The sequence below is a fragment of the Actinopolymorpha pittospori genome, assembly GCF_014873875.1.
In the GTDB taxonomy this organism is placed as follows: domain Bacteria; phylum Actinomycetota; class Actinomycetes; order Propionibacteriales; family Actinopolymorphaceae; genus Actinopolymorpha; species Actinopolymorpha pittospori.
Genome location: NZ_JADBEM010000001.1, coordinates 5,560,180 through 5,586,454, shown reverse-complemented (window position 1 = coordinate 5,586,454; position 26,275 = coordinate 5,560,180). Strand labels below are relative to the sequence as shown.

The window sequence follows — 26,275 nt, the reverse complement described above, 5'->3', positions numbered from 1 at the left end:
GCCCGCGCTGTGGGCCGAGCGCGCACGCGAGATCCCGTCCGATTCAGGCTACCGGTCAAAGCCTGCCGCTCCTTAGGGTCTTCTAGTAGCGGGTCGGCGGACTTGTGGCGTTGGTGGGCGGGGTGACGACTCGTACGGACCGGCGGTTCTGTTCTCTCGAGTGCCGTCCTGACGGATCCGTTTAAGCAGACGGTTGACAGGTGGCCCAGAAAATAGAAGTGACCGTCCGCGGCCGGTTGGCCTTGAGGGTACGCGCCGACTGGAGGTGCGGCCGACGACCCGGCGTCGCTCTGGCCGGCCAGAGCCTCGCAGACCGTGATGGGGTCCCAGTTGGAGGAGAAGGCCTTGGCTGTAACACACTGGCGTACATGAGTGACGTGGGCGTTGTGGTCGCGAGCTTCGACAGCCCGGCCGTTCAGGGCCTGCTCGCTGAGTGGAACCACGAACTGGGATTCGTGCCCAAGGGCGGCTCAACTGTTGAGCCATCCGACTTCACAGCTCCTAACGGAGCGTTCTTTACCGCTGTCTGTTCAGAGGCGCCTGTCGGCTGTGGTGGCCTCCGCACCCTGTCCGGCACCACGGGAGAGGTCAAGCGCCTATTTGTGCGACCAGAGGCGCGTGGGCGCGGAACAGGACGTGTGCTCCTCGCTGCGCTTGAGGAGCATGCGGTCATTCTCGGTATGGAGGCAGTCCGTTTGGACACGGATGGGGGCGAGTCGAGGGCGCTCGCTCTTTTTCGTTCGGCCGGCTATCAGCCCATTGCTGACTACAACAGGAACCCGTACGCCCGCCACTGGTTCGAGAAGCGTCCGCCCATGCGCTCCGTCGATTGTTGACCGCTTGTGGACAACAGCTTGGGCCACTCGCCGCGTGCAGGTGTCGGTGTCGCATCGCCAGAGGGACCCAGCCCAAGGAGCCCGGCTTCTGCTTGTAATCGGTGTGATCCGACAATTGATCCGCGACGCACGCCAGCCGGCTGATGTGCGACTGTCTGGAAGGCTGCCGGTCAGAAGCCGGCGGCGGCCGGCCGATGGACGCGCGGCAGAGCCACCGACGGTGCCATCACCAGCGCACTGCACCACGTTCGACCGCAACGCTTGACGGGGCTGGCGCGGTACGTGGGAGCATCGACGCCGTGACCGACCAGGCGATCCAACTGCAGGACGTGGTGCAGCGCAAAGCCGCACACCTCGGGGTTCGTGGGGAGGAGTGGGTTGCAGGACTCCCCGGCCTCGTCGAGGATCTCGCCCGCACGTGGTCGATCACGGTCGGCCCGCCGCTGTCCGGCGGCACCACGTCATACGTCGCACAGGCCCGAACCGCAGACGGTCAAAACGCCGTTCTCAAGGTCGCAGTGCCCGAACACGACTTCGGCGGGCAGGTACGCACCCTCCTCGACGCCGACGGACACGGCTACGTCCGCCTACTCGCCCACGACATCGACCGGCACGCGATCCTGATGGAGGCACTCGGCCAGCCATTGGAAGACCTCGACGTCTCTCCCGAGGACAAGATCGCAACCCTGTGCACGACCCTTCGCCGGGCCTGGCAGGTACCACGGCCCCCGGGACTGACCCTCGACCCGGCCGGCGAGAAAGCCCGGGGCCTGGCCGAACTCGTCAACACCCTGTGGGAACGGCTCGGCCACCCGTGTTCCGAACGCGTCGTGGTGCAGGCGCTGACCTACGCCGAGCGGCGGGCGGCCGCCTTCGACCTCGACCGCGCGCTCGTGGTGCACGGCGATCCGCATCCCGCCAACACCCTGCGGGTGCTGACGCCGAGGCCGGGCGCGGAGTCGGGCTTCGTCTTCGTGGACCCGGACGGTTTCCTCGCGGACCCGACGTACGACCTCGGTGTCGTCCTGCGCGACTGGTGCCCGCAACTCCTCGCCGGCGACGCACCCGCCCTGGCGCACCACTACTGCGCGCTGCTAGCGGGCCACACCGGTCTCGACGAGCAAGCCATCTGGGAGTGGGGATTCCTCGAACGGGTGTCGACCGGGTTGTACGCGCTCAGCTTCGGCGCCGACGAACTGGGCCAGCCCTACCTCGACTCCGCCGAACTACTCGTCTGACCAGCTATGCATCGGTAGCGCACATCAACTGTCGGACGCGTGCCGCACATCAGCCGACGGAGCGCAGCCTGCTGGACCTGATGTCCTGTGCCAGGTGATGCGCGACGGATTCGCGCCACCTGATGTGCGACATGGGGTCTGGGAAATTGAGGTGGCTGTCCGTGGCGAGCCTGGACTTGATCGTAGCGATGGGCTTGGTGTTGGCGCGGCAGACAATCGGACGTCGCCGTCGTCGAGCTCGATGGCCAGCGTGGTGTCGGAGACGGCGATGGTGAGGCTTCTGCTCGGCCACCTTGCGCCCTGCAGCCGGGTCCGCCACCGGCGGCAAGCATGACCGTCTTCGACGCAGCACAATGGGCCTCACCACCCCCGAGCGGAGAACACCAGATGCCTAGTCGCTTCCACAGTGACCGCCTCAAGGCGCTGTGCACCGAAGGGGGCTGGTCCCAGGCCGATCTCGCCGAACGGATCGACTCCGACGTTCGGCAGGCCTCCCGCTACGAGAACAACAAGGTCGCCCCCGGCCTCGAGGCCGTCATCCGCATCGCCCTGACCTTCAACGTCAGCGTCGACGACCTGCTCATCGACGACGAACGCGCCACCGTCACCAACGTCATCGACGCACTGGTGACCAAGAGCAAACTCCGCGCCATTACTAGCGGGGTCGGTTGAGCCCGCATCGTGGACCGCACAATGACTGTCGGAGCCGTGGACGTCCATTACGACGACATGGGTGGGACGAAGGCTGCGCTGGTCGTTTGTGGTGAGCCTTCCTTCTCAACGGTGAAGTCCGAGCACGTGGCCGACATCTCCCGGACAGTGCCATACGAATCGGGGGCGCTGTTCAAGCGGCAACTTCCATGCATCCAGGCGGTGCTGGCCCTCGGTCCACCCCTTGAACTCCTCGTCATCGACGGTCACGCCACCCTTGATCCGCAGGGGCGACCAGGGCTGGGAGCGCATGCCGCAGAAGCACTCGATGCTCCTATGTTCGTCAAGCCGTTGATGGAAGTGGGTTTTGGGCGGGATCTTGGTGGGTTGGTCGCGGCAGGTTGGTGTAGATCTCGCGGGCGATGTAGCGCTTCAGGCAGCGGATGATCTCGCGTTTGCTGAGTCCTTCGGCGGTTCGGCGTTGGATGTAGTCGAGGGTGGGCTGGTGTCGTCGCATGCGGACGATGGTGATGATGTAGAGAGCGCTGTTGGCGGCACGGTCGCCGCCGCGGCTGAGCCGGTGTCTGCCGCTGGTTCGACCACTGCTGGCGGGCTGTGGTGCGACGCCGCAGAGCTTGGCGAAGGCCGCCTCGCTGTGGATGCGTTCGGGGTTGTCACCTGCGGTGACGAGGAACTGACCGGCAATCTCAACCCCCACGCCGTGCAGCTCCACCAACTCGGGTGCAGCGACCCGGACCAGGGCGTCGATCTGCTTGTTGAGCGCCTTGATCTCGGCATCGAGTTGCTTCCAGCGCCGGGCCAGGTCGCGCAGGGCGAGCTTGACGCCGGCGATCAGCATCCGGACTGGGTGGGCGGTCAGACCGAGCAGGTCGTCGGATTCGGGCCGGAGCCGTAGGCACCGGTTGACCAGCGTCTTCTTGGTCAGCACGACCAGTTCGTCGCGCAGCGGTGAGGGCGCGCCGATCATGACGCCGGCTCGAGCGATCTGCTCGGCATCGAGTCGGTCGGACTTGCCGTCCATCCGTCGGGCCAGCCTGTTCGCCCGGTTGACCTCGACCACACGCACTGCCTGAGCGGTGAGGAACCGGGTGAGGGTTGCGCCGAACGAGCCGGTGCTCTCCACACCGATCGCGACAACGGCACCGTGTCCCTGCAGCCAGGCGAGCAACTGCTGATAGCCGCGGTCGTTAGCCGGGAACTCCCGGTGACCCAGGAAGCGACCGTGGTCATCGACCACGGCCGCGTAATGGGTGTGCTTGTGGGTGTCGACACCACCGATGACCCGGATGACCGTTGACTCGGCAGCAAGCTGGGTTGTCATGCTGGGATCCGCTCTTCCGTTAGGGCTGTTCTGACGGACGGAGCGAACCGGCCGGGCGGGCGACAAGTCTGTGACGGGGCTTCTGGTCCAAGCTCCTATCAGGTCAGTTCCGCCTAGCCGGTGCGCACCACGGCGTTGCACCGGAGCCGGCCGACAAATCGAACGCAGGACACCACAGATATCGGCGGGTCATACATTGGCCGGGGTCAGACCGTCCGGTGCAACGCCGAGGTAAGTCTTCACAGACCTTCCCGTTATCGGCGTTGCCAAGACTCCATTTCACACCGCAACGCACGCAGTCGAGGTCATCCGCGGCGCCGCTACGCGGCCGCTCTATGTCACAGCCGCTGACGGCCTTGAGATCGTCGAGGCCGCGCGGATCGTGGCGGCGATGGCCGGATCGAATCGGATCCCGACCGCGCTGGCGAGAGTGGACCGTCTCGCTCGCGGCCGGGGTCGGCCGGCCGTCGACCGAGAAGCCCGCTGACCGCTATCGAGGCCCGCGACGACTTCGCGTGGACATCAGCCCGCCGTCGCCGTCCGGATCATCTCCACGCGGTCTGGTGCGACAACCTCGATCACCTCAAGCACGTTGTCCCGCATCCAACCATCATGCGTGAGTGCCCAGCTCGCAAGAAGCCACAGCCCTTCGCGCTCACGCTCTCTACATCGATCCTGCAACGACGAATCCGTCACAGAAGCGCCCGCACGATGAAGAACAAGAGATCTACGATCCGACCGCTACGCCAGGACGGTTGGTCCTCGGTGAGCGCAGCTAACATGACGGAAACCGTCGGCTCAGCCGCGGAGTAGATCGTCCCCTGCGAGAAGACGTGCTCTTCGATCTCACTCCACGCGGTTGACGCCTCCTCAACGTTCGAACTCGAGAGGAGGTCGCGTAACGCTACGCCAAGCGTGATCGCGGGCTGACCAAGCTCCTGATAACTCGACCAGTCAACAGAATCGATCAGCATCTCCGCGATCGGGTTCACGGTTCCTCCCACGGCCCGCCTGGAGCGGGACTGTGCATCTAACGGTGTTTCGGGACCGACCGGGAACCGCTCGAGATCGCGAGCACGGCGACGTCCATCCGCACGCTCTTCGCCAGACATCAGCAAGGAGACAACGTACTGCTGCCAGCACTCATCCAATCCGGCCCTGATCTCGCCGACCTCCTCGAAGGCACGCATCACCGCTCGCCGAGAGGCGAGCGAGGCGCTGATCCGGTACGCCCGCAGCGGGTGGTACGCCCACCCGCTCAGTGTGTCCCCCTACGCCATACGTACGACGGTCAGCGTCACATCTGGTCAGATTCGACCGCGAAAGCAGCTGCGCTGAAACAGTCAGCGCTCTTCCACGAAATACTGGCACGGGTTGCTGGGCGCGGGGTCCATGTAGACCCACACCGTCCCGGTGGTCATCTGCTTCGCCCAGTTCTGCGTACGGTTGCTCACGATCCCGTACGAACTCGTGGGCGCACTTATACCGATCCCGAAGAACTCCTCCTTCGCGATGTGCAAGATCTCGGTCATCAGGTCATGCTGGCGCTGGGTGTCGGACGTGGCCAGCGCCTCGTCGTAGAGCTGCAGTTGCCGCCGGACGGGTGTGGGCGGATTTTCGCCTTCCTTTCCGTCACTGTCGTACCACGCCACCCATGGCACCCCGAAGAAGGAGTACGGCGAGAGGATCGGCAGGTAGTTGTACGGATTGATCAGGATGACGGCATCCAGACCACCCTCGCCTGACCAGACCGCCATGTCGTGCTGGTTGGCTTCGCCGCGAGTCACGGCCAGTTCGGGGCTGATGTTATTCAGGCGTGCGTTGACGCCGACCTTTCGCCAGTAGCGCACGACGAGGTCGATCGTGTCGACCCACTCCGTGATTCCGCCATGCACGTCGATGTTGAACGTGATGGGCTTGCCGTCGGGCCCGAGCCGCCGGCCGTCCGGATCCTTGTCGGGGAATGCCCGGTCGAGGTATTCGTTGGCCCGGTCCGGGTCGTACTCAAGGTACTGCTCGGCCATCTCGCGGTCGTAGTAGCTCGACTCCTTGCGCGGGGCGATCTGCCACGGTTCCCCCTGGCGCTGGAATACGGCGTCGATGATTTCCTGCCGGTTGATGGCGTAGGAGAGGCCTATGCGGAAGTCCTTGTTCTGGAAGATCTTGCGCAGCACCGGATTCTTGTGCGCGAGATTGGGGTAAATGCATACGTCGCTGGTGTGCCCGGGGACCGCATCGAAGAACCGGTAGTCGCCCTGGGAACGACCCCGCGCCAGGACGGGTTTGTTCTTCGGATCCCCGTAGGAGAAGTCGACCTCGCCGTTAGCGGTTTTCAGCAGCGTCGTCTCTTCGTTCGTGACCACCGTCCAGACGATCCGGTCCAGGTACGGCAACTGGCTGCCGTCGGGGTCGACCTTCCAGTAGTACGGGTTCCGCTCCACCACGATTTGGGAGTTGGACACGCTCTTCAAGACCCAGGGGTAAAGCGTGGGCTTGTCGACGTTCGACCCGAAGCTGTAGTCGCCACCCTTCAGGTTGAATAGCGCCAGCCAGTCGTCCAACTTCTCTTTTTCCACCAGCGCGTTGACGTTCGGGTTGTACTTCTTGTGAAACTGCTTGAGATAGTGCGCCGGATTGTCGGTGAAGACGAGTCCGGTGCGGGTGACGATGTTCTGGATCAACACACCGTTCGGCTCAGCGAACGTCAACCGGACCGTGTAGTCGTCGAGCTGCTCTGCTGACATCTCGCCGAACTGTGGAATCGGTGAGAGTTCGGTGTTCATGATCACGTCTTGCACCGCGAAGACCATGTCGGCGGCGGTGAACGGGTGCCCGTCGGACCACCTGATCCCTTTGTGTAAATGAAACGTGTACGTGGTGCTGTCGGCGCTGATCTCATAGCTGTCGGCGATGTTCGGGATGATCTTGGTGAACGTCGGATCCCAGCGCACGAGGTTCTCGTAACCCGCGATCTGGTACTGCGTGGCGCCCGTGCCATAGCCGCTGGCCACCGTGTTGAGTCGCCACTCACCACCGTAGACACCGGGCCGGTCGTTCGGCTGGACGATGACGGGCTTCGGCGGTAGCCGCTTCTCCACTGGATCGATGGCACCCCGCTTCACCAGGTCAGCGAGCATCGGCGCCTCTTTCGGTTTCGGACCGCCCCCGGCACCGCGCCCCGACTGGCCCGAGCGCGACGGGTTGGTCGAGAGCAGGTCACAGGCGGACGCCGTCGCCGTGACGAAGACCAGAGTCCCCCCTACCCGGAGCAGATCACGCCTCGTCGACTGGTGGTCCATCACGGCTCCTCTCAACGCCCGGTCACTGTCGTCGCAGAGCCTGAGAACTCCCGGCGGCGAGGTCGGCCATGCGGCGCCAGCCGCTCATGCAGCACGGCCGCGCCGTGCTCGCCGGGCGGAGGAGCCAATAGCGGGTTCTATTGGCAACCATCCCCGGCGTCCCGCGGAAATGCGGAGCGTTTTCGCGGGGTGGGCGACAACGCAGCGAGCACCGACCCGGGGGTCCCCGCGGAATCGTGAAGCGATTTTGTGGGGTGGGGTGCGGGGACCACCGCAGCCCGCCGGGAGTTCTCACGCCAGCCTTAAGGCTCATGGCACTGCTCAGCCCGGTCAAGGTGTCTGTCAGAAGCTGGCAATCAACGTTCGCCCACCACGGCTCCGGCGGAGAGCGAGGACGGCCTGACGTGTTTTCTGAGGAGGAGCTGGCGCAGCTTCGCAGGTTCCCGGAGATCAACCGGATGGAGCTGATTCGGCACTTCACGCTGGCTGGTGCCGATGAGGCGTTTCTACGGAAGTTCCGCACGGACGGGGGCGTGCTCGGTGCTGCGGTTCAGCTGTGCACGCTGCCGTGGCTGGGGTTCGTTCCCGACGACGTTGCGTCGGCTCCGGCGGGCGCGGCTGCTCGGTTGTCGCAGGTGGTTCGACACGATGGCTGTCGCCGGGGTCGGGCCTGGTGATCAAGTCCGCGAACGTACGTGTCCGGAGCGCGAGCGTGGCTCAAGTACAGTCACGGCAGGCGACGGACGCGGTGGTCGGCGGGGTGACCTGTTCGCTGCACCGCCCGTACGCGCTGTTGCTCGGCCGGTACGGCTCCGACACCGGCAGGCTGCACTACGCGGGGCGGACGACGCATCTGGCGGACGCGCAGGCCGCGTCGGTCGCGCCTCTGCTCGTCGCCGCGATCGGTGGGCATCCGTGGCCGGCGAGGCTCACCGTCAACTGGCAGTCGAGGCCGACTGGCTACCACCAGGTCGCGCCGCTCGTCGTCGTCGAGATCCACGCCGACATCGCCACCGACCAGGGCCGGCAGTGGCGGCATCTGGTGCGGATGATGCGGGTGCGGGATATCGCCCCGGACGAGGTGCCGCTGGACCTGCATAGGAGGGTGTGATGAGCCCAGCGAGCCCTACCAGGGCAGGTCGGGCGTGGGCCGGGCTGAACGAGCGGCAGCGGGTTTACCTGCGGGTCATCTACGACCGGGATCGGGCCGCTGAGGCCGACCTCCGTCGAGACCGGGCGCAGCGACGGACGCCGCCACCGGCATAGCAGTGGCGGAACCTCGGACTACGATGTGCCGCTGCCGCGTATCGCACCTAAGGCGCGTCGCACGGTCATCCAGGCTACTTTCACCCATCCGGGCCTGCGGGAAGCGGGCGGCGGTCGAGCAAGGCGTCGGTACGGCTCTGATTAGGGCGGCAGAGCAGCATGCGTCACGAGGTCCTTGATGAGGGCGCGGGAGCAACGCTCGCGGCGCTGGAGAAAAGGGGGGCCTGATCACAGTCACCCACGGCCACGCGTACCGGCACCCGTACGGGCCGGTGCCCCACACCATCGTCGCCGCGCAGTACTGCACAGCGATGCCGACGCGAACCGCGAGGGGGCCGAGTACTGGATGGAGCACAAGAAGTGCATGCCAGACGGCTGACAGAGAGGAACCCCACCATGACCCACCAGACAGCCCAGCCCGTCTTCGACAAGCCGGAGCAGTTCGAGAAGATCCGCGCCGGCCTCCTCAACGGCGAGGAGATCATCGCGGTCTACGACGCCATCGGCGCCGGAACCGGCTTCATCGCCGTGACCACCCGTCGCGTCGTCCTCCAGGACAACTCCTTCGTCGGGAAGAAGGTCGCCTTGACCTCAGTCCCGTACCGCCAGGTCTCGTCGGTGTCGTTTGTCTCGGACAAGTCGATGTTCGGCAAGTTCGCTTCGTCGTCGATCATCTCGATCCGAGCCGGCAGCAAGGACTACGAGGTCCAGTTCCGCGGCGAGGAGAAGGCCAAACACGTCCACGACGTTGTGCTCTGGCACATGCTGAACGGATAGCCGTCGCGTTATCACTTGCCGCTTAGCACCACCTGATCGGCGGGGTAGGTCTCCTCCCTCCCCGCCGATCGTCGTATCACGACAGTGGGCAGCCCTGCACGAGATCGGTCCGTCGGGCTCGGGAGCAGGGCCTGTCGCTGACTGGTCCGGACGGGCTGCTGAAGCAGCTGACACCATCGGTGCTGGAGAGGACGCTGAATGAGGAGATGAGCGAGGGCCTCGTGCATGACAAGCACGGCCGGCCCACCTCGGAGTCGGGCAACATCCGCCATGGGACCCGATCCAAGTGGTGTTGACCAGGTCCGACGCAGACGAGCTCCTAGCCGGGTTGCCGATGCCGAGGGACACCGTCGGACCACCCTGCCGATAGTCCGAAGGCAACTACCGGTCTCGCTGAGCCATGACACGGTTCGTGACACGAAACTGTGGTCAACCATGAGGGTTGGGGTATTCCTTGGGGATCGTGCTGCGGGCAAAAGCGCAGGTAGATGGCCTGGGCGATCTTGTGAGCCCTCCTTCTAATCCGATGGCCGGAGGTTCGAATCCTCCCGGGCGCACCCTCTCCCACCTGCGGAAACACCCGACGCGGCGCCGCCTAGGTCGTGCAGCGATCAGCCGACTAAAGTGAGCGAGATACGACCGCATGCGCTTCAAAAACCCCAGGTCAACTAGTGTGCTCCCCGCGCGGGTGGGGGTGGTCCGTCTGTCCGCAGGTGCGGGTCGGGCACGCCTGGGGTGCTCCCCGCGCAAGCGGGGAGCTGTCGTCACAGCCGATATGTCAAGTCACAGTTCTCACCACGACAGGACGAGCCGGGGACGGCGCTCCGACTCCTCGGCGCGGACGGACGCGATCTCCCCACGTCGCCCGTCATCGGCGTTGTCCTCGGCCCGACGGCGTTCCCGGATCAGCAGGAACCCGACCGCGTCACCATCGACGTGCCGCAGGGCATCCGTCACGTCGAGTCTGGCGGTTCCGGGAGCGCCTTCCAGCGACACCTGGCCAGCCGGAAACAGGGTGGTGCCGACCTCCGTCGCGCGTACTCCGTCCGGGTCGAGGTAGGGCGCGGTCTCCCAGGTCAGGTCCTGCCCGACCCACGCCGTGTCGATGACGACGTACGCGGTGAAGGTGAACGGCGCGGCGTCCTCACCCGACCCGAAGAGTTCGAGGACCGCCTGGCGCGGCGGCCTGGCCTCCACCGGCGGGTGGTCGAGGTCGAACGCGAGGTAGCTGACCTCCGCCCCGGTCGCGCCGTCCGTCCCGATCCCACCGATCGCACCGGCAGCGGGTAAGGACACGCCAAGCATGTCGCCACCACTGGTTTCGCCACCACTTCGAACGTGGGCATCGACATGCGCCTCGACTCGATGGATCGGGCCGGGAGCGGTGACAGTCACCAACCAGACCGAGTCGGCGGGCTGTTCGAGGGTGAGACGTCCAGAGCCCGGCAGTGGCGCCTTCAGCACGATGCCACCACTGTGTGTCGGGCTGACCTCCTCCACCACGACCTCGCTCCCCCGCCGCGCAACCGGCAGCGCGCGGAGGTCGAGGGTCACGGACTCCGCGGGCGTGCCGGTGGGATGGGGCAGCCAGATCGCGCAGCGGCGCGCCTCCCGGTCGTGGGCGGCGAGCACGATTCGGCCGTCGTCGGCGGCCACCGTCAACAGTTCCTTGGCGTCGCCCTTGAAGCCCTTGGCGAACAGCCGGTTGACCTCGCCAGCCTTGGTCACGCCGTGGATGTCGTACCGGCCCTCGTTCGCGACGTAATAGAAGCCGGTCCCGTACGGGATACCATTCGCCCGCATGGTGTTCTGGAACTTGAAGGCGATCATGCCCTCGACCTGTCCTGCTGCGGCCGCCGCCCAGATGCCCGCGAGGTCACAGTAGATGGCCGGCGTGTCGAGGTCGTCGCCGCTGGTCTCGAAGGCGCCGGTGTTACGCCGATTGAACTCGCTGTAGACGATCGGCAGTGCGACACCCGTCGGCGTGTACATCCGCATCTTCGACCGCATCATCGCGATCTCGTACTCGTAGGTCGGCGCGGTCTTGTTGTACTGATGGGTGTCGAACACGTCGAAGATGTCATGCTCGACAGTCTCCCCGTGATAGTCCGTGCGCAGGTTTCGCAGCGAGATCTCGCCCCAGCCGTGCTCGTCGTCGCGAGGGTCAGCGTCGCTGTCGGCGTCCATGTGGTCGTCACCCTTGGAACTGGATGCGTGGGTGATGACCGGCGCCTGCACGATGGCGCGCAGCGACTTCCCGTAGCGGGAGTTGACATCCGCGATCGCCGACCGGATCGCGTCGGAGGCGAGCTGGAGCCCGCGGACGTAGACGGCCTGGTCGACGATGTCGCCGGCTGCGCTCGGGTGATCCGGCTCGTTGAGGAAGTTGTACCGCTCGACGTCGTAGTGGCGAGCCAGGTGGTAGGTGAACGCATAGTGTTTCTGCCACTGCAGCCACAGCCCGGACCAGGGGCGGTTCCAAGCGAGTTCCACCGCCTCCATGATCGGGGCGACGCCGAGTCGTTGGAGCTCTGCCACCTGGTAGTTGAGCTGGTAGTGGTTGGTATCGCTGTAGACCTGGTTCTCGAAGAGGTCCTCGAGGATGTCCCACCGCAGGAACGGACTCCGCTCCGGATCGCTGCGCAACTGCGCCTTGCGCGCGTCGAAGTCCTGCACGCTCTCGATGCCCGCTCCCCCGTCGAACGCCTCGTCCGGTGCCCACTGCGTGAAGGAGGCGAAGAAGCGGACGGCGTTGACCCGCGAGTACTCGAGCCACGCCGAGGTGTTGCTGCCCGGCATGTAGTGCCCGGTGTTGTAGCCGACGAGCGGCATGCCCCGACCCGCCGACTCGTTCTGCACGACGACACCAACAGCGCCGGCGGCCGATGGGGGCGTCGCCGCACCCGCGGGCGCGGCGGGGAGCCCGGACATCGCAGCGGCGGCACCGATTCCACCGAGGAGGGTGCGCCGACTGATTCCCCGACCGGAGACGGACGGTTCGGGCGACGTGGTCGAAGGCATGGCTGGGCTCCCAAAAGGTCGACGTGAGTGTCGGCTGGCTGATCGGATCACGTGCGTCCCGCAGGATGCGCGAGGCAGGCGACCAGTCACCGGTCGCCTCCGCCAGCGGCGAGGGCGGCGTCGACGCGTTCGAGCACGGCAACGAGTTCCTTCTCACCATGCGCGGCGGAGATGTACCAGATCCCGCGCGGTGCGACCCACACGCCGTAGTCCACGAGCACGTGCGCGAACCGCGCGTAGCGCTCCAGGTCGAGCCGGTCGAGCTGACCTAGGTCGTGGATCGGGCTCGGGTCGCCGAACGACATGTGGAAGGCCATCGGCAGTCCCTGCGCGCGCAGTGGCACGTCGTGACGCGTCCCGAGCTCGCGCAACCCGTCGACGAGCTTCCCGCCGTGTGTCTCCAGCCGGTCGTACGGCGGATCGTCGCGCAGTTGTCGGAGCGTCGCGGCGACCGCCGCACACGCGGGCACGGACGCGTTGAAGGTGCCGGAGTGGTTCACCTCGCCGGTCCCGATCGGGTCCATCAGCTCCGCCCTCCCGGCGACGGCGGCGACCGGCCAGCCACCGGCCATGGCCTTGCCGTACGTCGCGAGGTCGGGGGCGACGCCGTACCGGTCCGCGGCTCCGCCCGGCGCGATCCGGAAGCCGGTGATGACCTCGTCGAAGATCAGCACGACGCTGTGCCGGTCGCACAGGTCGCGCAGCCCCCGCAGATACCCGTCCCGCGGCGGGACGACGCCGCTGTTGCACATGACGGGCTCGAGCAGGATCGCCGCCAAGTCGTCGGCGTGCTCGGCGAGAAGTGTCTCGACGGCGGCGAGGTCGTTGTAGGGAAGCACGTGGAACTGGTCGAACTGGTCGAGCTGGCCGGCGCTCGCCGGTGTGGTCGTCTCGTCGACAGTCCTGACCAGTACGTTGTCGAGCCAGCCGTGGTAGTGCCCAGCGAATCGTACGAACCGCCTCCGGCCTGTCGCGGCTCGTGCGAGCCGCAGGGCCAGCTGGACGGACTCCGTACCGGACACGCCGAAGCGAACCCGGTCCGCCCACCCCACGGCCTGCAGGAAGAGCTCGCTCGCGTCGTTCTCCAGCGCGTGCTGGGCGCCGAAGACGGATCCTCTGCGCATCGCGGCGGCGACCGCGTCGTTGACGGCACGCGGCGCGTGACCGAGGAAGTTCGGTCCCTGGCCGAGCAGGTAGTCGACGTAGTCGTTGCCGTCGACGTCCCACAGCCAGGCGCCCTCGCCGCGTTCGAAGAAGACCCTGGGTCCGGCGAGCCGGACGTTCGAGTGCACGCCGCCCGGCGTCAGGCCTGCCGCGCGGGCGGCCAGCTCCGCGGACCGTGTGTGGTTCCTAGTCATCTGCTCGCCCCCGTCATGTCGATGGTCAACTGGGACGCCGCCGCGGTGAGCGCGGCGGCCACCTCGCGGACCCGCTCACCGGGGAAACGCGAGGACGGCGCGCTCAGGCTGATCGAGGCGGCAAGCCCGATCCCGGTCAGGGGAACGGCCAGGCAGGTGCCGTCCTCCTCGTTCTCCCCCGCGTCGAGTGCGTAGCCCCGTGCCCGGGTCTCCTCGAGAACGGCGAAATAGGTCTCGACGTCGGTGATCGTCGCCTCAGTACGCCGCGGCATCCCCTCGGCGGCGAGGATCGCCCGCACGCGTTCCGGGGCGAGGGTCGAGGCGATCGCCTTGCCCAACGCCGTACAGTGCAACGGGTCCCGGTCGCCGGCCCGCGCGGCGAGCCGAACGGACTTCGGACTCTCCACAATCTCGACGTAAGACACCTGGTTGCCGTCCAGCAGGCCGAGGTTCAACGTCTCCTCGAAGCGGTCGCGCAGCCGCTCCAGATGCGGGCGGGCCTGGTCGGCAAGCAGCCGCAGCTGCTGGGACTGCAGGGGCAGGAACGCCGAGCCGATCCTGAACAACCCGCTGCCCGGATCGCGTTGGACGTAACGGCGTTCCTCCAGGGTGGCGAGGTAGCGGTAGGCCGAACTCTTGGGCAGCGCGGTCACCTCGGCCACCTCCGCCAGGGAGAATCCGTCCGGGCTCTCCTGGATCAGATCCAGGATCTCGCAGACCCGCTGCACCGCGCGAATGGAGTACGCCGACCCGCTGGCGTCGGCCCGGCCGTCGGTCCGCACCGCGACGGCGGCCTTACCGCTTCGCATCGTCGTACTTCTCCTTGGTTTCCCGCACCAGGTCGACGGCGGTCAGGTGGATGTCGCGAAACTCCGCGACCGTCCGCCGCCAGGGCACCTGCAGGAACCCGAGCAGCCGCGAGCCGTCGATGTGTTCGGTGCAGTACTCGACGGTGCGGCCGAAATTCGCCAGGTCCGAGTGGGTGCTACCGGTGGGCATTTGGTCGTAACCGTGCGCCTCCAGGTCCGGATAGGTCAAGAAGCCCTCCGCCTCCTCCAGCACCCGCGGTCGGCCGCCTGCCGGGGGTTCGAAGGACTCGCCGTAGTACCAGTTGCTCTGCAGGATCCGTCGGGGCATCCGCTCGTAGAACAGGTCCGGATGGTGCCAGGCGTAGTCGGACCAGATCCAGGGCCGGGCGCCGTGTCGTTCGACCTGCTCGGCGAGGAAGACCAGGTCGTGCCACCACAGGTCGTTCTGGCGTACGACGGAGTAGTCGAAGGTGCGCTGGTGGTGTGCGGTCTCCTCGTCCATGCCGATGTGGACGAACCTCGGCCGGTCGAAGAGCTCGGCGACCTCCGCGAGCAGGTCGGCACACACCTCGTAGTAGCGCGGCGTCGAGACCATCCGACCGTACTCCCGAAGCCAGGCGTCGTGGGCGGTGCTGAAGTTCAGTTTGGGGATCGGCTCGATGCCGAGGGCGCGCAACCTCGCGAGTTCCTCCCGGAGCCGCTGCGGGCTCCAGGCGTTCCGGACCGCGATCTCCGGGTGGCTCTCGTAGCGGACGCCGTCGCCGAGGTCGACGACCAGCAGGTCGAGGCCGTCGGCCGACATCTTCGCGGTGACCTCCTCCCACACCTCGTAGTCGAACGTGAGCTCCTCGACGAACTTCGGTGGACGGTCGCTCCACATGTTGACGCCGAGGTAGAGGAAGTGTCCCCAGAACATCTCGCCTGCTCCATCCTTCCGGACTGGGTCGGGTCCTACTTGTTCGCGGCCGCGAACGCCTTCTCGTACTCGGATCGCACCTGGTCGCCGCCGCCGGACCGCCAGGATCGGACACCCTCGTCCCAGGCGGACAGCGGTTCGCGGCCGAAGATGATGCCGTTCTGCAGGTCCAGCAGCTTGTTCTCGCTGGTGAGGCCGGCGGTGAGCGCGGAGTCGGAAAACAGCCCCACGGTGGGGTTGGCGACGGTGACCTTCATGAGCGCGCTGAGCGCGTCGTATTCGTCCCTGGTCGCCTCGGGCTGGCCGGGGATGTAGAGCAGCAACGGGCAGGTGGCGACGTAGCCGATCGCCATGTTCTGGACCTCGTTGGTGCCCGTGCGGGTGACGGCGGGTTCGCCCTTCACCACCGTGTAGTCGCGGCCGGGTACGCCGTAGCGGCGGAACGTGTACTCCTCCGACCCGAAGGGCGCGGCGAACCAGTCCAGCACCCGCAACAGCTCCTCGACGCGCGCCTTGCTCGCCTTCCTGACCGCCGTGAAGGTGTACATCCCGTTGCCGACCCAGTGGGCTGCCTGGCCGCCGCCCTCCCACTTCGGCGGGACGAGACATCCCATCGTGAACTTCGGGTTCGTCGGCTTGTTTGCGGTGATGTAGAGGGCCCAGTTCGTGTAACCGCCCGCGCTCATCGCGACCCTGCCGCTGCCGAACCAGTCACTGATCGGCGCGGTGGAGTTCATCGAGTCCGGGATGATGTAGCCCTTCTTCCACAGCGACGCGATGATGTCGAGCGCCCGGCGGTACTCCTCCGTCTCGTACATGCTGGTGAACTCGCCGTCGACCTGCTTCCAGTTGTTGGGGACGCCCACCATCTCCCGGACGATGTTGAGCGCTGTCGAGGGTGTTCCGATCGCCCACCGCTGATGGTCCGGGTCCGTCAGGGCGGCGCACAGGTCGAGGAAGTCCTGTCCGTCGTGGAGCTCACCGGTGAGGCCCTTCTCCTCCACCAGGTCCTGGCGGATCTCCAGCACCGAGGCGGGCAGGCCCAACTGCCAGGGCACGCCCCAGATGCCGCCGTTGAAGGCGACGTTCTTCCAGGACACCTCCGACATCGCAGGGAGGCCGGTGTAGTTCTTCACCGCGTCGCCGCTCACCCACTCGCTCAGGTCCTGGAACTCCTTGGCCAGCACGTCGGGAAGGTGCGGGACGTTGGTCGGGAGCTGAACCAGGTCCGGGAGGTCCCCACTGGCCAGCAGGGTGGCCAGCTTGTTGGAGTAGTCGGACGCGATCACGTTGTTGAGCTGGAGTTCGGCGCCGACCCGCTTGTTCAGCTGCTGCCAAAACGGGTTGCGCTGGACCGGCGGCGGTGGAGCGCCGTCGATCATCTTGAGGACGTCGATGGTGCCCCCGTGCGCGGGCGGACCTTCGTACATCCGCTTCGGTGCGGCGGGATAGCGGAGCAAAGCACCCGGTGTGCCGTTGGGCAACGCCGGAAGGTCCGCCTCGACGGCGGTCTTCGGTGCATACGCGGGCAGGCGTACCGCCGCGTCGCTCCCCGCCCGCGCGCCACCTCCCTGGCCGAGGCCGTCGCCTCCCCCACACCCGCCTACGGCCGCGGAGCCTCCGGCGACCAACGCCGCACCGCCGACTCCGCGCAGGAACCCGCGTCGGCTGATCTCGCCCTGCGTCATCTCGAAACTCCTTCGTCTCGGCCGGCAGCGACGCCCGTCAGCGAGCCGACCACTGGGTGGTCGGCTCGAACGGGAACATCGGGCGCCGGCGACGGGCGTAGCGGAAGGTGGACAGGTCGGCACTGGTCGATCCCGGCGTCGCGACCTGGATCAGTTCGGCGGCAATGGGCTCGAAGCCCGCACGCGGTGAGTGCACGCCCTTGGCGACGATGACGGGACACTCGCGCGGCTCGACTCCGACCAGCCGGAACTGTTCCTGGCTGTGGGTCGCCTCCGCGACGGAGGTGAGCACGAGGTCGAAGCCGTCGTCGGTCCGGAGACCGGCCGTGGGTCCCATGTCGTAGGAGCGCACGCCACCATGTGTGGGCGTCGGATCCTCGAACCGTCCGTCCGTCACGGCTGTCACCACCCCGGTCACGGCGAGCGGTGTGCCGTGCCGGTCGTCGGTCCGGCCGCCGACGTCCAGCGACACCCGGCCGCCTACGCCGGCCTCCGCGCAGCGTGACACCGCCACCGGGTCGGTCAGCAACTGCGCCAGTCCCCGCACCCCCAGCCGTCGGGCGGCATGCAGGATGTGGGTGGAGTCGCCGGGACTCCCGCCGCCCACGTTGTCGCCGATGTCGAGGAGCACGACCGGACCGGCCAGCGCGGCCGCGGCCCGGAATAGCGCCTCATCCACCGGCACCGCCTCGCCGACGAACTCCGCGCGCATCTCCCAGGCCGCCCGTGCGACCCGGTCCGCAGCCGCGCGGGCGATGGCATCGTCCCTGTCTGCCACGGCGAGGAACGACATCCCCATCTCCGGCACATCGGCGTACGGGAACCCCTCGACCACACTGACCGACAGAACCCCAGGGCGCGCCTCCTCCGACCGGGCCACCGCGAGCAGGCTCGCCATCGGCTCGTCGTCGGTGCCCTGCCGCACGATGGTGACGGCCAGCGGCGGCGTGACCAGGGCCAGCCGTGGCCGGATCTCCGCGCGGATAGTCCGGCCCAGCAGCCGCGCACACGCGAGCGCCTGCTCGTAGGCGTCGACGTGGGGGTTGGTCTGATAGACCGTCACCACGTCGAGGTGGTCCACCATGGTGCGCGACACGTTCGCGTGCAGGTCGAGAGTCGCCCCGATCGGTACGTCGGGTCCGACGATCCCGCGCACCCGCCGGATCAGGTCGCCGTCGGCGTCCGGACATCCCTCCGCGACGGCAGCGCCGTGGATCGGCAGGAGGACACCGTCCCAGGGACCGCGGTCCACAAGACTCGCCACCATGCGGGTGACCAGGTGCTCGTGGGCCTCACTCGTACTCGGACCCATAGGCGTGATCCGCGCGTACACGAGTGGAATCAACTCCACGCCGTGCGCCTCGGCACCGTATGCGAGAAAGCCCGCCACGCTCGTCCGGGACGCCTCGTAAACGTCGCGGATCCGCTCGCCCTCCAGGATGCCGGCACGCCGCCACTGATCCAGCGTCGCTGGCACCGGCGCGAAGGTGTTCGCCTCGTGGCTGAAGCCCAGGACCGCCAGTCGCATCGGCATAAGGGACCGTTCCGTTCGGGACGTCAGAAGGAGGTACGGATCACAGAGGTCACGCGGTGGTCGTCGTCGACGAGCGTTATGGCCCGCCACTTGTCGAAGGTCGTACAGGGATGGGAGATGCCGAAACAGACCAGATCGCCGACCCTGAGGTCATCGGGTACGTCGTAGCGCAGGTAGGCGTGCTGGTCGTTCACCGCCTGCACAGTCGCGGAGACGGGCGCGGGCGTTCCGTGCCGGAGCCTCCGCAGGACCAGCGGCAGGCGCCCGTCGGTCGACATGTCGCGCTTCCCGGCGTCCGTCAACGCGAGACCCGGCTCCGGGCAGGACAGCACCCTGCTCCAGACCTCCAGCGCGGGTCGGAACGCCGATCCCCGGTCGGCTGCGAACGGCGAGCTGTCCTGGTAGGCGCCGTGGTCGTGGACGAGGTAGCAGCCCGACCGCAGAACCACCTCGACGGGAACGCCGTACCGCGACCGGTCGCGGGTGAGGACCTCCACCACAAGGTCGAAGAAGGCGCTGCCGCCGGCGGAGAGGATCACGGGACGGTCGGCCGGGAACGATCCGCGCGCGATCAGCTCCTGCGCCGTACGGCGCAGCATGCGCAGAAACTCCTCGACCCGCGCCACCACCCCCTTCTCACGGGACCCGCCGACCACGCCCTCGAACCCGGCCACTCCGACCAGCTCGAGTTCGGGCGCCGCCGCGACAGCCGCTGCCACCTCGACCGCCTCGGCCGCTGTCCGGGCGCCGCAGCGACCGCCGACGAGGCCGACCTCCACCAGCACCGGCACCGGCGGAGCTCCCGGAACGCCCGCGAGCACGTCCCGCATCGCTGTGACGGCGGCGACCGAGTCGACGAAACAGCTGATCTCCGTGCCCAGGGCGTCTCGCAGGTGTGCGCCCAGCCAGCGCAGCCCGGCCGGGTCCAGACACTCGTTGGCGACGAGGATCCGACGTACCCCAAACCTCGTCATCGCGCGGGCCTGCCAGGCGGTCGCCGCCGTCATGCCCCAGGCACCGTGGTCGAGCTGCCGTCGAATCAGCTCCGGCGACATTGTCGTCTTCCCGTGCGGGGCGAGTTCGACGCCGCGTTCGGCGCAGAAGTCGCGCATCCGGGCCAGGTTGAAGGCCAGCGCGCTCTCCCTGATCGCGGCGATGGGAGTGCTGAAGTCCTCGTGCAACCGCCACCCGGCCGACGGAACGTCGCGGGCCGACAGGTCGATGGGCGGGAAACCCTTGCAGCGCCAGTCGATCTGCCAGTCATCCGGCATCGGCTGGTTGGTCATCGGCCTGCCCGGATGACCTGGCCCGGTCGGGCGTCGGTCTGCTGATCGCCGTCCTTCCTCGACCCGGGCCAGCCGCCCGCGTGGTCGTAGCGGAGGAACGTACGCATGTCCACCTCCGTGCGGTACCGGAGGACCACCTGTACGCGGTTGCCACCCTCCCTACACAGGCCGAGGCCGAGCGAGGAAGGGCTCCTGCCCGTGGGTTCAGCTGCCTCCGCGAGGGTCTGCCCGTCGACGGTCCCGAACAGGTCGTCGGTGCGGGCGAGCACGATGTGGTCCCAGAGCCACGGGGTGCGAAAGTTGGCCCCGTCAGAGATGAGGTCGCTGCGGGCAGCCATACCACGGCATCCTGCATGACGAATCCACCACGCGGCACGCACGTCTCACTGTCCGAACCTTCCTGACCCTATTCGGTCAGGGCCGCTATTCGTGTCGAATCGCTTCACGGAAAGCGTTAGCCAGCGCGCGCTCCGGGTGAAGACCGAGCTTGGGGCGGGCCGCCTTGTCTCAGAACGCCTGGTCGGGGTTGACCGGGCGGCCCAGCATGGTTTCGAGCACGCGCGCCGCGTCTTCGGGGGTTTCGGCGGCGAAGTAGGTGCGCGCCGCGTCGAAGTCCGGAACGGTGCCATCGCTGCCCCAACTACCTTGCAGGATCGGGTAGACGCGGACCCACGGCCCACTCCGAGCGCCACCAGCAGACCTCGTGGGTTCAGTACTTCGACTACGCGCCCGTCACCATCGGAGCCGGAAGCCTTCTGGCAGGTGGACGTGATCGGATAGGAGTACCTACCACCAGGAAGGAGGTCGCCTCGCGATCGAGAGGTCACTGACGCGATCCGGTCCGTGACCGGCGACGGCGTGCTGCCGCCTAACGCTTGGCCTCCGTTCGTCAGCTCATAGGCCATCGCTGGCGTCGGCGTGGCGTTGGGGCCGGCTTTCGAGCCGATGACGTCATCCCAGCACTTGCCGTTCGGCTAGTCGTGTCGGCAGTGTGCTGCTGGAAGCGACCGTTAGCGTCGGGTGTATTCGATGTTTCCGTCGCTGCGGCGCCGTGTCGTTGCCCAGGATGGGAGCCAGGCTGTCTCAGGGAGCGGTGCCAGGCTTCCGAAGTGGTTGATGATTGCCCGGAGTCCTGGGTGTGGATTGGCTCGGGGGAAGATGAGCGAGAGCGGGTATGCGAGCATCGGATTCACGATCGGGATACGGCGTAGGTCGTGGTTCGTCGGCCAGATGTACCGGTCGCGCGAGCCTACGAGGGTTGCCACGTCTGCGGAGTCCGCGAGCATGTCGAGGAGTACCTCGTTGCCGAAGTTCGGGCCCGCGGCATCAATGCGGAGGTCGAAGTCGGTGGCGAGCTGATCGTAAAACTCTGCCCATTCGCTTCGCGGCGCGATACCCGGCACCCAGATCCGGTGCTGGCGCAGCTGGGAGGGTGTCAGTGTTCGTGCGGAGGCGAGCGGGTGCCTCGGGCCGACGAGAAGTTCCAGCTGTGAGTCGAACGCGTGGATCATTTGCACGTCGCGCGGCAGTGTGGCCGGGTCGGTGACCGAGCGGAACGAGGCGTCGATATCGCCCGCTTGGACAGCGGCGACGGCCACGCGCGGGTCGTTGACCCTGAGGGTCACCACGTCGAGGTCGGTTTCGGGATGCGCCCGCCAGTAGTCGTGCAGGACGACGGCCTGCGCGGATCGCAGGCCGAGAACGTCGATCCGAAGGGCCCGCGAGCCCGGTCTGATCGCGGTGATGGCGCGATCGACACCCGTGATGATGTTCCGGGCGTGCGGGAGGAAAGCTTGGCCGTCGAGTGTCAGCTCGACCCCTCGGGCGGTGCGGGTGAACAACCGGACGTCGAGCTCGCGCTCGAGGGTCGCGATCCGCTTCGATACGGCCTGTTGCGTTACGCCGAGCTCGTCGGCCGCGTGTTGCAGCTGTCCGAACTCGGCGGCGCGGACGAACGATCGCACCGCCTCGGTATCCATTGATTCAGCATAAGCGGGCCCAACTGATGGTTGTGGCTCGCCCGGGAGTCGGTTGTTTGATCCAGCGACGGTGCGGCCGGTGTGAATCAGAAACCCGAACATCGGTTGTCGCGCGGGAGTCGCATGCGCATGCAGTTGGGGCGCAGTGGAAGACACCCCTGCGCCGCACTGGCGTTGGTCGTCTACGCCGATACCAGGTGGTCACGGCACCACTCCTTGCCCGCGGTCATCGGCTCGGCCGTCCGGGGTGCGGGATGGGGTGCGAACTGGTGCCAACTAGCGAGGTTTCCGCAGCACCGTAGGGCTGACCGTGCGGGCAAAGTCGCAGGTAGATGGCCGGTTGGCTACTGGCCCGCACTTGCGACCACGGCCAGGCGGGCGATCCGTCCGATCAAAGTGATGCTGCGCCGTCGCCAGCATCTGGTCGACACCGGAGCCCGGGATAACCGCCGCAGCGTACCTGTCTGGATCACTATGCAGGCGTCGTCATCGACCTGAACCACACGCGCTGCCACACCGCTCGCCGTGGCCGTTCGTAGACCCGCTGCCTCTCCTCGCAGGAATGCCGGACCTCAGCCTCAATCCGTGGACTCGCTGGGTTGATGGTTTTGGTTGCGGGTCGCTCGTGGTTGGTGGTGGGTGGGCAGGCGGGGGCTGCTGGTCTGCCCAGCTTTCCTTTGGTCTCCGGTCGGGCCTTGACGGCGGGTGGCTAGTTTCAGGCGACGCGTGGCGGGCCGGTTGCGGGGCGGAACACGTTGTGCCACAGGGTTTTCCACTGTTTGGCCCAGGGCCAGTGCTCGGGCAGGTGCAGGACGGGCCGGCGCTGTGGGCGGGCGATCCTGGCGGGGACGGTGACGATGTGGCGGCGCAGCGTCGCGCCGCGGGCGGCGGCGTGGCGGGGGCTGGTGAGGGTGCCGGCGGCGCGGAGCAGGTTGTGGGTGATGGCTGCGCAGATCGCCCAGGCGCTGTTGGCGGCGAACCGGCCTGAGGGTAGGTGTGCGAGTGGTCCGTCGATCAGGTCGGCGAACACGGTTTCGATGATCGCGTGCCGGCGGTGGGTGATGTCAGCCTGCGCGGTGGGTTCGGTGTTGTTGGTGAAGAACGGGTGGTGACGCCATACCGGGAACAGCTCCTGATCGCCGGCCTGGTCGTGGGCTCGGTCACGGACCCTGCGCACGATCAGCCGGGCGGTGACCGGGTGTTTGGTGGAGGTGAACGCGGTGAACTCCGTCTCGGCGACCTCGGCGTCGGAGATCAACTCACCGGTGTCGGGATCGGTGACCGCGCCGGGGTAGTGCACCGGTGTCCAGGCGTCGTCGGGGATGGAGGCGATCGCGGCGGTGACTGCGGGGTTCTTGGTCAGCACCACCGAGAACCGCGCCCCTGCTTTCACACACGCGGCGACCACGGCGTGGTTGCCATACGCCGAGTCGCCCCGCATCAGGATCTGCCCGCTGGCGCCGGCGACACGGGCGGTGGCGATCGCTTCGGCCACCATGCTCGCCGCACCCTTGCCCGAGGCGGCCCGTCCGGCGCGGAGCCGGATCCCGGCCACCACCGGCGCGCCCTGGCTGGTGCTGATCGTGGTCGCCAGCGGTGACAAGCCCCGGCGCAGCACCTGCCGGCCGGCGATCTTGGTGTGCCCGAAGCTCGCGCCCTGCTTGGCATGCCCATAAACCGGGCGTAGGAGTGAGTCGATGTCGATGAACACCTGATCCTCGATACCGGGCAGCAGCCCGCTGGCCTGGACAAGGTTGACCAGATGCGCCCGCGCGACCGACGCCAACTGCATGCAGTGGCCGTGGGTGAACTCCCGCAGAAACTGGCCCAGCGTCGCCGGCGCATACACCCCGCCGAACAGCCGCCGCATCCCACCAGAGCGGATCACATCCAGATCGTCGATACAGTCCGCGCCGGCAGCCATCCCCGCGATGATCGATGTCACCTTGCCCGCCGGGTTCACCGCTGCCGACCTCACCGTCGTGGTCCGGATCGCGACCCGCTCGTCCACCAGCTCCGACAGGCCCGCCCGCTCGGCCAACGCCATCACCGGCACCAGGCCCGCACACGACACCAGGTTCTGATCATCGAACACCGGCGTGGCCCGCGACCACCCGTACGGTAGTTTCACTCTCAGTGCCTTTTGGATCGGGTTGGATCAGGACCTAGACACTCCAGATTCTCCCGATCCAGAAGGCACTTTCCCTGCTACCGCGCCGAGGGCCCACTCACCCGGTCCACGGATTGAGGCTCAGTGGCCCTCGCTGTCCACTCGGCGGGTTTCGGCCTTGTCGACTGGTCTGCGAGCAGCCCCTCGGCCACGAGTTGGCTCCGGTCACATGATCATTTGACGGTGATGGTGGTGCTGCCGGTCAGGTTACTGCTCCGGCCGCTCACCTCGACGGCGTGATGACCCGGTGCCAGTGGGTTGGCCAGCGTGATCGCGACATCGAGAGTGCCGGTCGATGACGCGACCAGATCGGCAGCCGAGACCACCGTACTGTCGACGCTCACCTGCACCGGCTCGTCATTGGCCAGCAACTCGGTCGACACCGAAAGTTGATCGCCGCCCACAGAGGCCTCGACGTCGAGGAATGTCGTCGCCTGCTGGATCGGCGCCCTGATGGCCAACGGGGCAAGGGAAGGTGCCGGCAACTTTCGGGGTCGGTCGCACTTGGTGGTGTCCCAGATCGTGCCGTAACCGCTGCGTACGTCGGCGAACGGAATATCGCCGCCGGTGATCTTCTCGGTGATCACGCAGGTTTCGCCTGGCATCGGGTAGGCGTCGTTCTGGATCGTGTACTTGCCCGAGAGTTGGCCGGTGAAGCCGATCCGGTTCAGCGGCCGCCATCCGCCGCGGGCGTGGTAGATCGCCGCATTGCCGTACGCGGCCTGACGAACCCGTCCCTCGGTGAACGACCCGTCGCGGATGAAGTCCTCGAGGAAGGAATACAACCCGGTCATCTGAAGCGGCGTTTCGGACGGGCGCTCGGTCTTGACGGTCATCAGCTTGAGCCAGTTCGGACGTTGGCCGATCGGTTCGGTGTTCAGCCATGCGGTCACGATCTGCGCATGATTGCCAGGCGTCGCATCCGGCTGGTTGGTGATCATGGTCGCATACGTCTTGCCGACCTCCCAGTCGAAGGGGATCCGGATGCTCGGGCCGCCCGCGTACTCACCATGGATCACGAAGTCGCCATAGCCGATCCGGTACAGCACCTTCGAGGTCAGCTTGTCGTCCGGCACCGTGCCCCGGTTGGGGCCGAAGATCGAGAAGATCGCGATCTTGCTGCCGTCGCCAAGTTCCTGGATGCCGTAGTAGCCGCCGCTGTAGCCATTGGTCATGAAGTACGTCGACGGAACCGACGACTGCACGGTGATCTCGTTGTAGAAGGCGGTCGCTCCTTCGGGCACAACCCCGGAGGCGGGGAAGTAGCGCAGGTGGGTCGAGGGATCGGCGTTCTCCCAGTAGTTGAACGGCCCGCATACCTCTTCGCCCTCGACCCGAGGATCGCACGCCACACCGTCGTCCTCCGGCTGGGGGGTCCGGCCCAGCACGGAGTCGACCACGAAAGGCTCCTCGACGGTGGTGACCTCCAGGTCGTACAGATGAACCAAACCGATGCTGGCCATGGTGAGGCTGCGCACCGTCTTGGACGGGTCGATGTTCACGCCGGTCGTGAAGACCGCATAGTCGGTTCCAAGATCAACATCGGGTGCTGCAGTAGTGTTGCGGCCGGCGATGGTGGTAGCAATCGTTGACAGGTCGAGTGGGTCGGCGGCGGTGTCGGTGTAGGCGGGCATCCCGACCCACAACCGTTCGCTGGAGCGGTCGGTGTAATGCACCGTGAGGTCGAGGCCGGAGAAGGCACCCGCGGTGCCGAGGAAGGCGATTGCATTGCCACTGCCCGACACGCCGATCGTCGTTTCGGCCGTGCTCGGGCTGAAGTTGTCGGGCTCGCCCGGCGTGACGTCAGGCATGGTGAAATCGATGCCGTCCACGCTGACCTCCGCGCCGGGACCGTACCCTGCCACGGCCATCGCCGAGGCGCGGAAGGAGCTGCCGGCACTGTCGAGTTGACCGCGCTGATGGGTGGCTGCGTCGGTGATCGAGACGTTGTTGCGGATGTCGGCGAGCGAGTCGGTGCGCGACGCCGAGGCCGGACCACTCCCGACAAGGCCGGCCATCACGACACCGACAACCAGGCCAGCAGCAACACCAAGACGAGCCACACGACCTGCTCCAGTCATCCGAACTCCTCGTCGGGGAGGGTC

The 26,275-nt window shown here is 67.0% G+C and carries 22 protein-coding genes; 8 read left to right on the top strand and 14 right to left on the bottom strand.

Annotated features, from left to right (window positions below; translation table 11 throughout):
- Positions 1–368: 368 nt before the first annotated feature.
- The 4 genes from HEB94_RS26160 (at position 369) to HEB94_RS54755 (ending at position 3,172) form a co-directional block, all read left to right on the top strand.
- Complete coding sequence (locus HEB94_RS26160) at positions 369–836, top strand: GNAT family N-acetyltransferase (RefSeq protein ID WP_192752362.1); 468 nt, start codon at positions 369–371, stop codon at positions 834–836.
- Between the two features lie 299 nt (positions 837–1,135).
- On the top strand, positions 1,136–2,074 hold the full coding sequence (locus HEB94_RS26155; protein ID WP_192752361.1) for an aminoglycoside phosphotransferase family protein: 939 nt from the start codon (positions 1,136–1,138) through the stop codon (positions 2,072–2,074).
- Between the two features lie 387 nt (positions 2,075–2,461).
- Entirely contained in the window at positions 2,462–2,746 is a 285-nt protein-coding gene (locus tag HEB94_RS26150) for a helix-turn-helix transcriptional regulator (RefSeq protein ID WP_192752360.1), read from the top strand.
- 21 nt (positions 2,747–2,767) lie between these two features.
- Positions 2,768–3,172: an endonuclease V gene (locus HEB94_RS54755; RefSeq protein ID WP_420481545.1), complete on the top strand. Its 405-nt coding sequence runs from the start codon at positions 2,768–2,770 to the stop codon at positions 3,170–3,172.
- Here the strand turns inward: HEB94_RS54755 and HEB94_RS26145 are convergent.
- The 3 genes from HEB94_RS26145 to HEB94_RS26135 form a co-directional block, all read right to left on the bottom strand.
- Entirely contained in the window at positions 3,069–4,067 is a 999-nt protein-coding gene (locus tag HEB94_RS26145) for an IS110 family transposase (protein ID WP_192752359.1), read from the bottom strand. The genes HEB94_RS54755 and HEB94_RS26145 overlap by 104 nt on opposite strands.
- Positions 4,068–4,759: 692 nt before the next feature.
- Entirely contained in the window at positions 4,760–5,257 is a 498-nt protein-coding gene (locus HEB94_RS26140; protein ID WP_192752358.1) for a hypothetical protein, read from the bottom strand.
- 153 nt (positions 5,258–5,410) lie between these two features.
- On the bottom strand, positions 5,411–7,366 hold the full coding sequence (locus HEB94_RS26135; RefSeq protein ID WP_192752357.1) for an ABC transporter substrate-binding protein: 1,956 nt from the start codon (positions 7,364–7,366) through the stop codon (positions 5,411–5,413).
- A gap of 311 nt (positions 7,367–7,677) precedes the next feature.
- Between HEB94_RS26135 and HEB94_RS54750 the strand changes: the two genes are divergently transcribed.
- From HEB94_RS54750 to HEB94_RS26115, 4 genes are all read left to right on the top strand, one after another.
- The gene (locus tag HEB94_RS54750; RefSeq protein WP_420481544.1) at positions 7,678–8,043 is read left to right on the top strand and encodes a DUF4158 domain-containing protein; all 366 of its coding nucleotides are present in this window, start codon (positions 7,678–7,680) and stop codon (positions 8,041–8,043) included.
- A 35-nt stretch (positions 8,044–8,078) separates the two neighbouring features.
- Positions 8,079–8,477: a hypothetical protein gene (locus HEB94_RS26125; protein WP_192752356.1), complete on the top strand. Its 399-nt coding sequence runs from the start codon at positions 8,079–8,081 to the stop codon at positions 8,475–8,477.
- On the top strand, positions 8,477–8,632 hold the full coding sequence (locus tag HEB94_RS26120) for a hypothetical protein (RefSeq protein WP_192752355.1): 156 nt from the start codon (positions 8,477–8,479) through the stop codon (positions 8,630–8,632). The genes HEB94_RS26125 and HEB94_RS26120 overlap by 1 nt, the downstream gene beginning before the upstream one ends.
- A 396-nt stretch (positions 8,633–9,028) precedes the next feature.
- Positions 9,029–9,409 (top strand): PH domain-containing protein, encoded by a 381-nt coding sequence (locus HEB94_RS26115; protein ID WP_192752354.1) that lies wholly within the window; start codon positions 9,029–9,031, stop codon positions 9,407–9,409.
- A gap of 792 nt (positions 9,410–10,201) precedes the next feature.
- Here HEB94_RS26115 and HEB94_RS26110 read toward each other — a convergent pair.
- The 11 genes from HEB94_RS26110 to HEB94_RS26060 all read right to left on the bottom strand — a co-directional run bounded on the left by HEB94_RS26110 (position 10,202) and on the right by HEB94_RS26060 (position 26,251).
- A complete protein-coding gene (locus HEB94_RS26110; protein ID WP_192752353.1) occupies positions 10,202–12,430 on the bottom strand; it encodes a DNRLRE domain-containing protein in 2,229 nt (742 codons plus the stop codon).
- A gap of 86 nt (positions 12,431–12,516) precedes the next feature.
- The gene (locus HEB94_RS26105; protein WP_192752352.1) at positions 12,517–13,788 is read right to left on the bottom strand and encodes an aspartate aminotransferase family protein; all 1,272 of its coding nucleotides are present in this window, start codon (positions 13,786–13,788) and stop codon (positions 12,517–12,519) included.
- Entirely contained in the window at positions 13,785–14,597 is an 813-nt protein-coding gene (locus HEB94_RS26100; protein WP_192752351.1) for an IclR family transcriptional regulator, read from the bottom strand. Before HEB94_RS26100 ends, HEB94_RS26105 begins: the two co-directional genes overlap by 4 nt.
- Complete coding sequence (locus HEB94_RS26095) at positions 14,584–15,513, bottom strand: Tat pathway signal protein (RefSeq protein WP_192752350.1); 930 nt, start codon at positions 15,511–15,513, stop codon at positions 14,584–14,586. Before HEB94_RS26095 ends, HEB94_RS26100 begins: the two co-directional genes overlap by 14 nt.
- 35 nt (positions 15,514–15,548) lie before the next feature.
- The gene (locus HEB94_RS26090; RefSeq protein ID WP_192752349.1) at positions 15,549–17,201 is read right to left on the bottom strand and encodes an extracellular solute-binding protein; all 1,653 of its coding nucleotides are present in this window, start codon (positions 17,199–17,201) and stop codon (positions 15,549–15,551) included.
- 37 nt (positions 17,202–17,238) lie between these two features.
- Complete coding sequence (locus HEB94_RS26085; RefSeq protein WP_192752348.1) at positions 17,239–18,729, bottom strand: M81 family metallopeptidase; 1,491 nt, start codon at positions 18,727–18,729, stop codon at positions 17,239–17,241.
- A gap of 29 nt (positions 18,730–18,758) precedes the next feature.
- Positions 18,759–20,021 carry an alanine racemase gene (locus tag HEB94_RS26080; protein ID WP_202896550.1) on the bottom strand — a complete coding sequence of 421 codons (1,263 nt, stop codon included), beginning with the start codon at positions 20,019–20,021 and terminating at the stop codon, positions 18,759–18,761.
- Positions 20,018–20,359 (bottom strand): hypothetical protein, encoded by a 342-nt coding sequence (locus HEB94_RS26075; RefSeq protein ID WP_192752347.1) that lies wholly within the window; start codon positions 20,357–20,359, stop codon positions 20,018–20,020. The genes HEB94_RS26080 and HEB94_RS26075 overlap by 4 nt, the downstream gene beginning before the upstream one ends.
- Positions 20,360–21,031: 672 nt before the next feature.
- Positions 21,032–22,000, bottom strand: coding sequence for a LysR family transcriptional regulator (locus HEB94_RS26070; protein ID WP_192752346.1), 969 nt, complete (start codon positions 21,998–22,000; stop codon positions 21,032–21,034).
- 715 nt (positions 22,001–22,715) lie between these two features.
- Complete coding sequence (locus tag HEB94_RS26065) at positions 22,716–24,131, bottom strand: IS1380 family transposase (protein ID WP_192752345.1); 1,416 nt, start codon at positions 24,129–24,131, stop codon at positions 22,716–22,718.
- 212 nt (positions 24,132–24,343) lie between these two features.
- Positions 24,344–26,251, bottom strand: a complete 1,908-nt coding sequence (locus tag HEB94_RS26060) for a DUF3472 domain-containing protein (RefSeq protein ID WP_192752344.1) — start codon at positions 26,249–26,251, stop codon at positions 24,344–24,346.
- Positions 26,252–26,275 lie beyond the last annotated feature (24 nt).

Bases quoted from the DNA above. Each gene is read 5' to 3' on its own strand.
- HEB94_RS54750 (WP_420481544.1), top strand. From the start codon at position 7,678: ATGGCACTGCTCAGCCCGGTCAAGGTGTCTGTCAGAAGCTGGCAATCA.
- HEB94_RS26100 (WP_192752351.1), bottom strand. From the start codon at position 14,597: ATGCGAAGCGGTAAGGCCGCCGTCGCGGTGCGGACCGACGGCCGGGCC.
- HEB94_RS26105 (WP_192752352.1), bottom strand. From the start codon at position 13,788: ATGACTAGGAACCACACACGGTCCGCGGAGCTGGCCGCCCGCGCGGCA.
- HEB94_RS26090 (WP_192752349.1), bottom strand. From the start codon at position 17,201: ATGACGCAGGGCGAGATCAGCCGACGCGGGTTCCTGCGCGGAGTCGGC.
- HEB94_RS26135 (WP_192752357.1), bottom strand. From the start codon at position 7,366: ATGGACCACCAGTCGACGAGGCGTGATCTGCTCCGGGTAGGGGGGACT.
- HEB94_RS54755 (WP_420481545.1), top strand. From the start codon at position 2,768: ATGACTGTCGGAGCCGTGGACGTCCATTACGACGACATGGGTGGGACG.
- HEB94_RS26145 (WP_192752359.1), bottom strand. From the start codon at position 4,067: ATGACAACCCAGCTTGCTGCCGAGTCAACGGTCATCCGGGTCATCGGT.
- HEB94_RS26060 (WP_192752344.1), bottom strand. From the start codon at position 26,251: ATGACTGGAGCAGGTCGTGTGGCTCGTCTTGGTGTTGCTGCTGGCCTG.
- HEB94_RS26085 (WP_192752348.1), bottom strand. From the start codon at position 18,729: ATGCGACTGGCGGTCCTGGGCTTCAGCCACGAGGCGAACACCTTCGCG.
- HEB94_RS26075 (WP_192752347.1), bottom strand. From the start codon at position 20,359: ATGGCTGCCCGCAGCGACCTCATCTCTGACGGGGCCAACTTTCGCACC.
- HEB94_RS26070 (WP_192752346.1), bottom strand. From the start codon at position 22,000: ATGGATACCGAGGCGGTGCGATCGTTCGTCCGCGCCGCCGAGTTCGGA.
- HEB94_RS26160 (WP_192752362.1), top strand. From the start codon at position 369: ATGAGTGACGTGGGCGTTGTGGTCGCGAGCTTCGACAGCCCGGCCGTT.
- HEB94_RS26120 (WP_192752355.1), top strand. From the start codon at position 8,477: ATGAGCCCAGCGAGCCCTACCAGGGCAGGTCGGGCGTGGGCCGGGCTG.
- HEB94_RS26080 (WP_202896550.1), bottom strand. From the start codon at position 20,021: ATGACCAACCAGCCGATGCCGGATGACTGGCAGATCGACTGGCGCTGC.
- HEB94_RS26150 (WP_192752360.1), top strand. From the start codon at position 2,462: ATGCCTAGTCGCTTCCACAGTGACCGCCTCAAGGCGCTGTGCACCGAA.
- HEB94_RS26095 (WP_192752350.1), bottom strand. From the start codon at position 15,513: ATGTTCTGGGGACACTTCCTCTACCTCGGCGTCAACATGTGGAGCGAC.
- HEB94_RS26115 (WP_192752354.1), top strand. From the start codon at position 9,029: ATGACCCACCAGACAGCCCAGCCCGTCTTCGACAAGCCGGAGCAGTTC.
- HEB94_RS26110 (WP_192752353.1), bottom strand. From the start codon at position 12,430: ATGCCTTCGACCACGTCGCCCGAACCGTCCGTCTCCGGTCGGGGAATC.
- HEB94_RS26140 (WP_192752358.1), bottom strand. From the start codon at position 5,257: ATGCGTGCCTTCGAGGAGGTCGGCGAGATCAGGGCCGGATTGGATGAG.